The 11416-nt window shown below is 72.9% G+C and carries 10 protein-coding genes; 4 read left to right on the forward strand and 6 right to left on the reverse strand.

The features are described from left to right. The first annotated feature begins 26 nt into the window (after window positions 1-26). Genes ACWCXX_RS17735 through ACWCXX_RS17745 form a run of 3 tightly spaced genes read left to right on the forward strand, consistent with a single transcriptional unit; the run spans window position 27 to window position 2133 of the window. Entirely contained in the window at window positions 27-689 is a 663-nt protein-coding gene (locus ACWCXX_RS17735) for a glycerol-3-phosphate responsive antiterminator (protein ID WP_451128132.1), read from the forward strand. A gap of 5 nt (window positions 690-694) precedes the next feature. Beyond that, a complete protein-coding gene (locus tag ACWCXX_RS17740; protein WP_451128134.1) occupies window positions 695-997 on the forward strand; it encodes a putative quinol monooxygenase in 303 nt (100 codons plus the stop codon). Next, entirely contained in the window at window positions 994-2133 is a 1140-nt protein-coding gene (locus ACWCXX_RS17745; protein ID WP_451128136.1) for a zinc-binding dehydrogenase, read from the forward strand. Before ACWCXX_RS17740 ends, ACWCXX_RS17745 begins: the two co-directional genes overlap by 4 nt. 73 nt (window positions 2134-2206) lie before the next feature. Here the strand turns inward: ACWCXX_RS17745 and ACWCXX_RS17750 are convergent, their stop codons facing one another. From ACWCXX_RS17750 to ACWCXX_RS17760, 3 genes are all read right to left on the reverse strand, one after another. Then, window positions 2207-2653 (reverse strand): nuclear transport factor 2 family protein, encoded by a 447-nt coding sequence (locus ACWCXX_RS17750; protein ID WP_451128138.1) that lies wholly within the window; start codon window positions 2651-2653, stop codon window positions 2207-2209. 104 nt (window positions 2654-2757) lie between these two features. Next, window positions 2758-2940, reverse strand: a complete 183-nt coding sequence (locus ACWCXX_RS17755) for a hypothetical protein (RefSeq protein WP_451128140.1) — start codon at window positions 2938-2940, stop codon at window positions 2758-2760. After that, window positions 2925-3185, reverse strand: coding sequence for a hypothetical protein (locus tag ACWCXX_RS17760; protein ID WP_451128142.1), 261 nt, complete (start codon window positions 3183-3185; stop codon window positions 2925-2927). Before ACWCXX_RS17760 ends, ACWCXX_RS17755 begins: the two co-directional genes overlap by 16 nt. A 252-nt stretch (window positions 3186-3437) precedes the next feature. Between ACWCXX_RS17760 and ACWCXX_RS17765 the strand changes: the two genes are divergently transcribed. After that, window positions 3438-4700, forward strand: a complete 1263-nt coding sequence (locus ACWCXX_RS17765) for an MFS transporter (protein ID WP_451128188.1) — start codon at window positions 3438-3440, stop codon at window positions 4698-4700. Between the two features lie 117 nt (window positions 4701-4817). On the opposite strand, the gene ACWCXX_RS17770 is transcribed toward ACWCXX_RS17765, so the two are convergent. The 3 genes from ACWCXX_RS17770 to ACWCXX_RS17780 form a co-directional block, all read right to left on the reverse strand. Next, window positions 4818-8573 (reverse strand): S8 family serine peptidase, encoded by a 3756-nt coding sequence (locus ACWCXX_RS17770; RefSeq protein ID WP_451128144.1) that lies wholly within the window; start codon window positions 8571-8573, stop codon window positions 4818-4820. A 105-nt stretch (window positions 8574-8678) separates the two neighbouring features. Next, entirely contained in the window at window positions 8679-9830 is a 1152-nt protein-coding gene (locus ACWCXX_RS17775) for an XdhC family protein (protein ID WP_451128146.1), read from the reverse strand. Window positions 9831-9893: 63 nt separating this feature from the next. Then, entirely contained in the window at window positions 9894-11345 is a 1452-nt protein-coding gene (locus ACWCXX_RS17780; protein ID WP_451128148.1) for an NCS2 family permease, read from the reverse strand. Between the last annotated feature and the right edge of the window lie 71 nt (window positions 11346-11416).

Here is an 11416-nt window from a genome sequence, read left to right on the forward strand (position 1 = left end):
CCCCTCCTCCCAGGCAGGTCCTTGCCATGACCCCTTCCCCCTCCCGGTCCGGTGCCGTGCTCGACCCCCGGCTCGCCTCGGTGTTCGCCGAGGTGCCGGTCGTCGCTTCGGTCGTCGGCACCCAGCCGCTGCGGCAGTTCCTGACCGCGCCGGCCAAGGTGTGCATCCTCGCCTCGCTCGCGGTGGGGCAACTGCCCCAGGTCGTGCCGGCGCTGGGCCGGGCGGGGAAGACCGTGTTCGTGAACGTGGACAGCAGCCCCGGTCTGGCCCAGGACCGGGGCGCGCTGGAGTTCATCAAGAACATGGGCGCGCACGGCGTGGTCAGCACCCGGCTCTCGCTCATAGAGAAGGGCCGCCCGCTCGGCCTGCTGACGATGATGAAGGTGTTCGTCACCGACCGGTCCAACCTGCGCCGTTCCACGGACGCGATCTCGCGCGGGGCGCCGGACCTGGTCGAGATCATGCCCGCCCCGATCATCGGCCGGATGAGCGCGCAGGCCCAGCGCGCGATGTCCCCCTCGATCGCCGCGGGCTTCGTGGAGTCCCCCGCGGACGTCGCGCTGGCGCTGGCCCTGGGTTCGGCCGCCGCCGCCACGTCCGACCCCCGCCTCTGGCACCTGCGCCGGGACCAGCTGCCGCCGGTCCCGCCCACCGCCCTGAAGAGGCCCGCCGCACCACCCCAGGAGTAACCCCCATGTCCTACGTAGTCGTCGCCCGCTACCGCACCAGGGAGGGCGCGGAGAACACCGTCCTCCCCCTGCTCGACACGATGGCCGCCGCCTCCCGGCAGGAGCCGGGCAACCTCGCCTACCGGGTCCACCAGGGCACCGAGGACCCGCGGGCGATCGTGCTGTACGAGGAGTACGCCTCCGAGGCCGACTTCACCGCGCACTGCGCCACCGCGCACTTCCGGGAGATCGTGCTCGACAGGGTCGTCCCGCTGCTGGAGAGCCGTGACGTGCTGCGCTGCGCCCCGCGTCCGGAGGTGGCCGCGTGAGGACCCGTGCGGCCGTGCTGCGCGGCGTGTCGACCGCCCGCCCGTACTCCGAGTCCCGCCCGGTCGAGGTGGAGGAGCTGGAGCTGGGCGCCCCGCGCGAGGGCGAGGTGCTGGTCCGGGTCGCGGCCGCCTCGCTCTGCCACTCGGACCTCTCGGTGGTCAACGGCGACCGGGTCCGTCCGCTGCCGATGGCCCTGGGCCACGAGGCGGTGGGGGTGGTCGAGGAGACCGGGCCGGGCGTCGGCCGGGTCTCCCCCGGTGACCACGTGGCCCTGGTCTACGTGCCGAGCTGCGGTTTCTGCCCCGACTGCGCGGCGGGCCGGCCGGCGCTGTGCGCGCGGGCCGCCGCGGCGAACGGTTCGGGCGCACTGCTGCACGGCCCGTCGCTGCTGACCGACGCGTCCGGCGCCCCGGTCCACCACCAGCTGGGCGTCTCCGCCTTCTCCGAACACGCGGTGCTGGCCCAGGAGTCGGTGGTGCCGATCCCGAAGGACGTCCCGTTCGCCGTGGCGTCGATGTTCGGCTGCGCGGTGCTGACCGGTGCCGGGGCCGTCATCAACACGGCGGCGCTGCGCCCGGGGCAGTCGGTGGTGGTCTACGGCCTGGGCGGGGTGGGCCTGTCCGCGGTGCTGGGCGCCCGCGCGGCCGGCGCGTACCCGCTCGTCGCGGTCGACCCGGTCCCGGAGAAGCGCGAACTGGCCCTCCGGCTGGGCGCGACCCACGCGTTCGCCCCCGACGACGCCCCGCGACTGATCCGCGAACTCACCTCCGGCGACGCCGAGGTGGCGGTCGAGGCGGTGGGCAGCCCGAAGGTGATGGCCGAGTGTCTGACGGCCGTGGCCCGGGGCGGCAAGGTCGTCTCGGTGGGCCTGCCCGCCCCCGACCGGGTGCTGGAGGTACCGGCGCTGGCGTTCGCGGGCGAGGGCAAGTCCCTGCTGGGTTCGTACATGGGCGACGCGGTGCCGCGCCGTGACATACCGAGGTTCCTGGACCTGTGGCGGGCGGGCCTGATGCCGGTGGAGCGGATGCACACGGGCACGCTGCCGCTGGCCGACATCAACACGGCGATGGAGGAGCTGGCCTCGGGCCGGGCGATCCGTCAGGTCATCGACACCTCGGGCCTGCTGACCGACTGACGGTCCGACCCGTGTCGCGGCCACCGGCGTTCCCCTCCCGCCGGGCAGGCTCCGGTGGCCGCGACGGGCCTGGTCACGTGCGCTGCTGCGCCGTGTGCGCCTCCTGCCCGTCCGGCGCGCCGGAGGGCACGCCGTGCGGGACGATCCTGCGCCTGCCGACCCGCCAGCCATGCTCGCCGCGGACGATCTCGTCCTCGAAGGTCACGGTGCCGCACCCGCCGTCCGCACCGATGCCGATGCCCTTGGACCGCGCGTGCACCCGGCCGTCCCCGGCCTCGGTGAGGACGATGTTGGTGACGTGGTGGCCAACGGGCCCGTTCTTCGCCGCGGCCCGTGCCCGTGCCATGTCGCGGAAGGCGGCAAGCCCGCGCAGCTGGCCGTGCCCGAGCGCCGAGGCGTCGTAGACGATGTCCTCGGTGACCAGCTCGTCCAGCCGGTCCAGTTCACCGTTGTCGACCAAGTGCCCGTGCAGGGCGAGCAGTTCGAAGATGGCCAGACGTTCATCGGCTCCGAGTGTCATCGCCGGTCCTTTCATGAGATCTCGCGACGGTGCGGCCGTTATACGGGGCGGGCGCCCCGTGCGGCCCGGTGCGGCACCGCTCGGGGCGCCGCGGCCCGGCGAGTTCATTCCGGTGGAGCAACCGCGCGGCGCTCGTAGCGCAGGAGCACCACCTCGTTGCCGAAGGCCCTGGTCCCGGCCGGGGTCAGCTCGATCCGGCCTGCCGACGCCGGGAACAGCGGCTCGCCCCGGCCGAGGACGACCGGATGGACGTAGAGGCGGTACTCGCCGATCAGGTCCAGCCGCATGAAGGTCGCGGCGAGGCCGGCGCCCCGAGACACAGGTCCCCGCCGGGCTGCGCCTTCAGGGCCTCGATGGCCTCGGGGTCGACCTCCCGCATGATCGTGGTGTTCCAGTCGGTCCGCTCCAGGGTCCAGGAGAACACGATCTTGGGCATGTCGCGCCAGATCCCGGCGAATTCCGCCTCCGGCCCGGAGCTGGACGGATCGGCGTCGGCGGTCGGCCAGTAGTCCTCCATCAGCCGATGGGTCACCCGGCCGTCCAGGAAGCCGCCCCCGTCCGCCGGGACGGGGGCGGCGCGCCTCGTGCCCGCCCGCTCCGCGCGGATGCCCCGGAGCCCCTCTCGACGCGCCGTCCGCCCTGGTACCTTGACCGGCGTGTTCCTCTCCCGTGCGTAGGACCCCGTGACCGACCGCGCCCCGTCGTTGCACCGGGTGCGGCCCCTCGGTGTCCCCGCATGCCCGCAGCGCCGTGCGTCGTGCTGCCCTTCACGAGGAACGTCCTCATGCTCTCGTCGTCACCCGCGCCTGCGCGCACCCCTTCGTACGCCGCCGTCCTGCGCACCCCTCATGCCGCCCGCACCTTCGGTTCCGCCCTGCTGGGGCGGCTCTCGTACGGGATGGTCTCGCTCTCCCTGATGCTGGCGGTGAACGACGTCACCGGCTCGTACTCCGTCGCCGGTACCGTCATGGCCCTGTTCGGGGCCACCAGTGTCCTCCTCTCCCCCGCCCGTGCCGCGCTGATCGACCGGTACGGGCCGCGCCGGGCCCTGCCGCCGATGGCCGGGACCTACGCGGCACTGCTCGCCGCCCTGGCGTTCGTCACCTGGCGGCCGGGCGCCTCGCCGGTCCTGCTGGGGGCGCTCACCATGGCCGCGGGTGCCTCCACGCCGCCGCTGGGACCGGTGATGCGGACCCTGTGGAGCGGCCTCGTCCCGGAACAGGAGCTGCTGCGGCGGGCGTACAGCCTGGACGGCGTCGCCGAGGAACTGCTGTACGTCACCGGGCCGTTGCTGGTGGGCGTGGTCATCGGTTTCACCGTCCCCGCGGCGGGCGTCGCGATCAGTGCGGCGCTCGTGCTGGTGGGCACCCTGGCCCTGGTGTCCTCGCCCGCGGTGGGCGGCGGGGGCGCGGCCCCGGCGGCGAAGGCGGCCGGGGCCCGGCAGGACGCTCCCCGCGGGCAGCGGCTGCTCGGCCTCGTCGGGGTGCGGCACGCCGCGATCGTGGCGGCGGCCGTGGGGCTGTGCCTGGGCGGTCTGGATCTGCTGGTGGTGGCGTTCACCGAGCAGCATCACCGGGGCTCGGCCGTGACCTGGGTGCTGGCCGCGCTCTCGGCCGGAAGCGCGGTCGGCGGGCTGGCCCACGGTGCCGTCTCCTGGCGCGCGTCGAACCGGGTGCGGCTGCCGCTGTCGGCCGCCGGTCTGGGGGTGGCGCTGGCCGTGGCCGGGCTGTCGCCCGATGTGTACGTGCTGGCCGGGGTGGTCGCGGCTGCCGGGCTGTTCGTCGCGCCCGCCCTGACCACCGCCTATCTCGTCGCGGACGAGTCCGTGGCGGAGGGCGGGCGCACCCGGGCGGGTGCGTGGGTCAACACGGCGGTCAACGCCGGGTCCTCGGTGGGCGCCGCCGCCGTGGGGCTGCTGGTGGACCGGTTGTCGCCGGCCGTCTGCTTCGCGGTCGCGGCGGTTCCCGCGCTGCTGTGCGCGGTCGTGGTGGCACGCGGGGTGGTGACACGGGGTCCGGTGGACCGTGGTGCGGTCAGCCGTTCGTGACCGGAGGGCCGGCTCTCCGGGTCCTCCCGGACGGCAGCCGGTGCCATGCGGTACGGGAGGGGCCGCACACCCCTGCACGAGGGGTGTGCGGCCGTTTCGAGGGCGGGTCTCAGCAGGTCACTTCAGACCGAACGCCCGGATGATCTCCTGGTCGACGCCCAGCCCGTCGGCCGCCTCGGCATGCGCCTTGAGGGAGACGAACGAGCCGGCCCGCTCCGGGGTCTTGAACCGGGCGGTCCAGGAACCGGCCGCGTCCTTGCGCAGCTGCGCCGCTTCCCAGGTCTTCCCGTCGTCGTAGCTGACCGACAGCGACGCCTTCGTCGCCTTCACCACGCCGTCCAGCCACTCCTGCGTGCCGGAGGAGAGCCCGACCTCGGTCCACCGGCCGGCCTTCACGTCACCGGCGAGGTCGGTGTCGACGGCGTAGTCCAGCTGGAGCAGCGGGATGTCGGCCTGGAAGGGGCCGTTCTCGTCCATGGCGCCCGAGACGAAGTTCCACTCGGTGTGCGTGCGGGTGGACGTCTTCCACACGTCGCCGTCCCGGGTGGAGTCGAGCACGAACCGGTACGGCAGCTTCTCGGCCGAGACGTCCCAGGCGAACCCGGCCCGGCCCTTGACCTTCTTGATCAGCGTGTCGCCCTGGTAGAAGGCGGTGGAGGTGGTCTCGTACTCGTCCTCCGACATGGCGCCCGAGTGACCGGCGCCGCCGTCCGTCCACGGTGTGAAGTTGAACTGGATGTCGTTGTACACGGAGCGGAACGGACCCCAGTAGCCGGTGCCAAGACGCGGGCGGGTGACCGGGGCGAACCACTGGGCGGGGTGGGTGCGGCCCGCCGTGTAGTCCATCCTGCCGCTGCGCATCTCCTGGGCGAAGTCCGTCCGGTCCGCGTTGAACACCGAGTGGTTCTCGTACCAGAAGGAGGCGCCGGGCAGCGGGGTGACCCACTCCTCGCGGGTTCCGGGGAACTTCTCGTACTCCTCGAAGCCGATTCCCGGGCCGTAGTCCGGGATGTCGTAGCGGTAGCCGCCGCCGAGCATGTCCTCGTGGCCGTAGAAGGTGTTCTCCACCTTCGCCAGTTGGCGGGCCGAGGGGGCGTATTCCAGCGGGCGGTCCGGGACGACGCCGTCGTGGCGGTCGACCAGGTCGTACACGTAGCGTGCGAACTTCCGCTGCGCGACCGTCAGCTTCGTGCCGCGCCGGACGGACTCGATCAGCTTCTCGCCCGCCAGCCGCCGGACCGAGGCGACCGGGATGGCGGCCTCGGTGCCGTAGGGGGTGTAGCTCTCCATCAGGACGCCGTCGCCGTCGTTGACGACGAACAGTGCCCCGGCGCCCGCGGCCACCGCGTGGGCGAGCCGGTCGGCGGGAGCGACCGCGGCGCTGCGGCGGACGACGACCGCCTTGCCCCTGGCGTCCAGGCCCCGGTAGTCGGCCTCGGCGCCGTTGCCCGCGAAGACCGCCTCCAGCTTCTTCTCGCCGCTCTCCGCGACGGGCGAACCGCCCTGCACGGCGACCGGCACGTCCTGGCCACCGGCCGTCAGGTCGATCAGCTTCTCGCCCTGCCGCCAGCGGGTCAGGAAGGAGAAACTGCCCTGGGTGACCTTCTCCGTGGGGCTCGCCCACAGCTGGTCGTACATCATCGGGATCTGGTAGGCGTCGCGCTGGACGGTGCCGTCCGGTGCGGTGCGCGCCATGTCGTACCGCAGCTGCCGGGTCTCGGTCTCCTTCGGCGTCCGCACGCTCACCTTGCGGGCCTTCGAGGCGTCGAGGGTGACGGTGGTCGGCTTGCCGAGGATGATCTCGGGGGCCGCGAGGAAGGCCAGGGCCTTCGAGTCGGGGCGGTCACCGGCGACGTCCGCGGCCGTCCAGGCCGTGTAGTTGCCCGGCGGCAGCCGCAGCGTGGTCTCGCCGGACACCGCGACGGGCTGGAGCTGCGGGTCGCCCAGCGCGCCCACGACGACGGTGCCGTCCATCGGCTTTCCGGCACGGTCGCGGAGCTTCAGCGTCAGGTCGTACCGCTCCTGCTCCTTGGTCAGGGCGAAGCCGGTGTGCGCGACGACGGTGCCCGCCTCGTTCCTGGCAACGACCTGGCCGGAGAACTGCGTGTTGTTCGCGACCTTCGACGGGTCCAGCGAGAGCACGGCCTCGGCGGTGGAGCCGGCCGGCACGGTCAGCTTCTTCGTCGACAGGGTGTAGGCGTCGGCGTCCGTGTCCGTGGCCAGGTCGAGCGTGACGTCCTTCGCACCGGTGTTGCGGTAGGTGACGGTCCGCTCGGCGACCGGGTCGGACGGGGAGTGCGGCCAGTCGTAGGTGGCGACCGCGACGGAGCCGGTGGCCTCGATCGTGGTGTCGATCGCCGCCTTCACGTCGAGCCGTCCGGTGCCCTGCTCGTACGGGTTGTACGCGTCGAGCCGCTTGGACGAGCTCATCAGCGCGTCCTTGATCCGCTGGCCGGACCAGTCGGGGTGACGCTGCTTCAGGATGGCCGCCGCGCCCGCGACGTGGGGCGTGGCCATCGACGTACCGGACATCGACCGGTACATGCCCTCGGTGCCCGGGACCGCCTGCGAGGCCGCGGCGTTGATGTCCACGCCCGGCGCGGAGAGGTCCGGCTTCAGGCCGTGGGACCGCACCAGCGGGCCCATCGAGGAGAAGTCCGCGCGGTTGTCCCGCTTGTCGACGGCGGCGACGGTGAGCGCCTTCTTTGCCGAGCCGGGCGCGCCGATCGTGCCCGCCCCGTAGGCGTTGCCCGCGGCGATCACGAACAGCGGGCCGCCGTCGGCGGAGAGCGCGTCGACCGCCCGCGACATCGGGTCGGAGCCGTCGTCCGGGACGGGGGAGCCCAGGCTCATGGAGACCACGTCGGCGCCTTCGGCCTTCGCCCACTCCATGGCCTCGATGATGCCGGAGTCCGCGCCGGAGCCCTCGTCGCTCAGCACCTTGCCGACGAGCAGGCCGGCACCCGGGGCGACGCCCTTGTTGGCGCCGTCGGAGGCGGCGCCGGAGCCCGCGATCGTGGAGGCGACGTGCGTGCCGTGGCCGTGCCGGTCGACGACCTCCTCGCCCGGGACGAAGCTCCTGGCCTCCAGGACGCGGTCCTTGACGTCCGGGTGGGTGGCGTCGATGCCGGTGTCCAGGACGGCGACCTTGGTGCCCTTGCCGTCGTAGCCGGCGGCCCATGCCTGCGGGGCGTTCACCTGCGGGACGGAGTCCTTGAGCACGGCCTTCGCCCGGCCGTCGAGCCAGAGCCCGGCGATGCCGTTGTCGAGCGAACGGGCCTTCTCGGTACGGGATATGTCGTTCCAGAAGGACCGGGCGGTGTCCTTGTCCGCCTTCAGCGCGGCACCGTGGATGCTGGCCAGGACGCGGGTGCGCTCGGCGCCGCGCGGGGCGGCGGGCAGCGAACGGCCCCGGCTCGCCGGGTAGGTGGCGATGAGCGGGATGCCGTCCGACCTCCGGTCGTCGTACCCCATCTCGGCGAGGACCCGGACGTTGAACAGCCGGCGGTCCAGCTTGCCCGCCGCGATCAGCGACCGGGCCTCGTCGGGCAGGACGTAGAGGTCGTCGCCCGCCTGCTGGACGCGCACGCCGCCGACCGCGCCGTCGGGGCGGTCGACGGTGACGGTGTCCTGCTTGCCGACGCCGTCCGCGTAGTGCACGACGTCGCCCGTGAGCAGGGTGATGTCGTACTCCTTGAGGGGGGCGGCGGCCTGACGGCCGGTCGTCCCGGGCCGGTCCGCGGCGGAGGCGGAACCCGTCACGGGGAGCAGCGCACCACTGACCAGGGCGACCGAGGTCGCCACCAGGAGGGCCCGGCTCCCCGCGCGGACGGGTCTCGCCCGGCCGGGTGCGAAGGAGGAAGTGGAAGTCATGCGCAGATCAAATAGCCAAAAGCCCGGCTACCGCACGGTTCACTCCTGGCGTAAAGCCGCCTTGGCGGGAACCCGCCCTCCAACGATCATGATTTCAGGGCGGGTTCAGGCCACGGACGTGATCACCGCGGTCGGCGGTTCGCCCGTCTCGTGGTGGATCGGGGTGTGCGCGCCCTTGAGCGGCAGACCGCTGCCGCCGCGCCGTTCGGCGACGATCTCCGCGACGATCGAGAGCGCCGTCTCCTCCGGGGTGCGGGCGCCCAGGTCGAGGCCGATCGGCGAGTGCAGCCTGGCCAGTTCCAGTTCGGTGACGCCGACCTCGCGCAGGCGCTCGTTGCGTTCCAGGTGGGTGCGGCGCGAGCCCATCGCCCCGACGTACCCGACCGGCAGCCGCAGGGCCAGTTCCAGCAGGGGGACGTCGAACTTGGCGTCGTGGGTGAGGACGCACAGGACGGTGCGCGCGTCGACGTCGGCCGTCGCGAGATAGCGGTGCGGCCAGTCGACGACCACCTCGTCGGCCTCGGGGAAACGGGCCTTCGTGGCGAAGACCGGGCGGGCGTCGCACAGGGTGACGTGGTGGCCGAGGAACTTTCCGGCCCGCACCAGCGCCGCGGCGAAGTCGATGGCCCCGAAGACGATCATCCGGGGCGGTGGGACGCTCGACTCGACGAGCAGGGTGAGCGGCCGTCCGCAGCGCGAGCCGTCCGCGCCGACGGTGACGGGGCCGGTGCGGCCCGCGTCCAGCATCGCGCGGGCGTCGGCGGCCGCCGTGCGGTCCAGTTCCGGATGGCCGCCGAGCCCGCCCTCGTACGAGCCGTCGGGATGTACCAGCAGTGGACGGCCGAGGAGTTCGGCGGGCCCGTCGGTGACCCGGGCGAGCGCCGCCGCCTCCCCTCGTGAGGCGGCGGCGAACGCGGCGGCGAACACCGCCCGCGCGGGGTCGTCCGCCCGGACCGGTGTCACCAGGATGTCGATGACGCCGCCGCAGGTCAGTCCGGCCGCGAAGGCGTCCTCGTCGCTGTAGCCGAACCGTTCACGCACCGGGACGCCGTCCTCCAGCGCCTGCCCGCACAGCTCGTACACCGCGCCCTCCACGCACCCGCCGGAGACCGATCCGATCGCGGTGCCGTCGCGGTCGACGGCGAGTGCCGCCCCCGGCTGCCGGGGCGCGCTGCCGCCGACCGCCACGACGGTGGCCACGGCGAAGTCACGGCCCTGCTCGACCCACCGGCCGAGCTCTTCGGCGATGTCCAGCATGGGTGCTGCTCCTTCCAGAGGTGTGCGGAGGACGTCGTACGGGTGTGTGCGCGGGGTCCGGCGCTACTCGGCGCCGAGCCAGCTCTCGATCGGGCCGAGCGCGAAGTACACGACGAACACGGCGGTCAGGACCCACATGAAGGCGCCGACCTCGCGGAACCTTCCCTGCGCCGCCCTGATCGCGACGAAGGAGATCACCCCGGCGCCGACACCGGCGGTGATCGAGTACGTGAAGGGCATCAGGACCACGGTCAGGAAGACCGGCACGGCCACGGAGCGGTCGCTCCAGTCGACGTGCCGGGCATTCTGCATCATCATCGCGCCGATGACGACCAGCGCGGCGGCGGCGATCGGCCCCGGCACGATCTGGGCGAGCGGGGTGAAGAACAGTCCGGCGGCGAAGAGGAGGCCGGTGACGACGGAGGACAGGCCCGTGCGGGCGCCCTCGCCCACCCCGGTCGCCGACTCGATGAAGACGGTCTGCCCGGAGGCGCCGGAGACGCCGCCGATCGCGCCGCCCGCGCCGTCGATGAACAGGGCCTTGGACAGGCCCGGCATCCGGCCCCGGTCGTCGGCGAGCCCGGCCTCCGTGCCGACGCCGATGACGGTCGCCATCGCGTCGAAGAAACCGGCCAGCACCAGGGTGAAGACGATCATGCCGACGGTCATGGCGCCGACACTGCCCCAGCCCCCGAAGTCGACGTGGCCGAAGAGTCCGAAGTCGGGCATCGAGACCGCGTCGCCCCGGAGTTCGGGCGCGCTGCCGCCCCATGCCTTCGGGCTGATGTCGACGACCGCGTTGACGACGACGGCGAGGACCGTGCCGACGACGATGCCGATCAGGATCGCGCCGGGCACGTTGCGGGCCTGGAGCATGAAGATGAGCAGCAGGGTGACGCAGAAGAGCAGGACGGGCCAGCCGGCGAGCTGCCCGCCCACGCCGAGCGCGACCGGGGCGCCCTTGCCGACGAAACCGGCGTTGACCAGGCCGATCAGCGCGATGAACATGCCGATGCCGATGGTGATGCCGTGCTTCAGCGGCAGTGGTATGGCGTTCATGACGACCTCGCGCAGCCCGGTGACGACCAGCAGCACGATCACGAGGCCGTACAGCACGCACATGCCCATGGCCTGCGGCCAGGTCATGTGGGGTGCCACCTGGGTGGCGAGGACGCCGGAGACGGAGAGCCCGGCGGCCAGGGCGAGGGGCACCTTGCCGACGAAGCCCATCAGCAGGGTGGACACGGCGGCGGCCAGGGCGGTCGCCGTGATCAGTCCGGCGTGGTCGAGCCGGTTGCCCGTCACATCCGGGCCGGACAGCAGGAGCGGGTTGAGCAGGAGGATGTAGCACATCGCCATGAAGGTGGTGATGCCGCCGCGCACTTCGCGCGCGACGGTGGAGCCACGGTCGGAGATGTGGAAGTACCGGTCGAGCCAGGATCTTCCGGCCGGAACGCGCGAGCCGGTGCCCGCGTCCTCCGCACTGGTCCTGGGCTCCACTGACTGCTGGGTCATGATGCCTGACTCCCAAGATTCACAGGGGCACCCGCGGCAAGGAATCGGCGCGCGGGTTTTGGGATGTCTGC

It is taken from the genome of Streptomyces sp. NPDC001732, from assembly GCF_053596315.1.

What these genes read in the sequence shown, in the direction of transcription:
- ACWCXX_RS17740 (WP_451128134.1), top strand. Translation starts at nt 695, where the DNA reads ATGTCCTACGTAGTCGTCGCCCGCTACCGCACCAGGGAGGGCGCGGAG.
- ACWCXX_RS17770 (WP_451128144.1), bottom strand. Translation starts at nt 8,573, where the DNA reads ATGACTTCCACTTCCTCCTTCGCACCCGGCCGGGCGAGACCCGTCCGC.
- ACWCXX_RS17755 (WP_451128140.1), bottom strand. Translation starts at nt 2,940, where the DNA reads ATGCGGCTGGACCTGATCGGCGAGTACCGCCTCTACGTCCATCCGGTC.
- ACWCXX_RS17750 (WP_451128138.1), bottom strand. Translation starts at nt 2,653, where the DNA reads ATGACACTCGGAGCCGATGAACGTCTGGCCATCTTCGAACTGCTCGCC.
- ACWCXX_RS17735 (WP_451128132.1), top strand. Translation starts at nt 27, where the DNA reads ATGACCCCTTCCCCCTCCCGGTCCGGTGCCGTGCTCGACCCCCGGCTC.
- ACWCXX_RS17765 (WP_451128188.1), top strand. Translation starts at nt 3,438, where the DNA reads ATGCTCTCGTCGTCACCCGCGCCTGCGCGCACCCCTTCGTACGCCGCC.
- ACWCXX_RS17775 (WP_451128146.1), bottom strand. Translation starts at nt 9,830, where the DNA reads ATGCTGGACATCGCCGAAGAGCTCGGCCGGTGGGTCGAGCAGGGCCGT.
- ACWCXX_RS17780 (WP_451128148.1), bottom strand. Translation starts at nt 11,345, where the DNA reads ATGACCCAGCAGTCAGTGGAGCCCAGGACCAGTGCGGAGGACGCGGGC.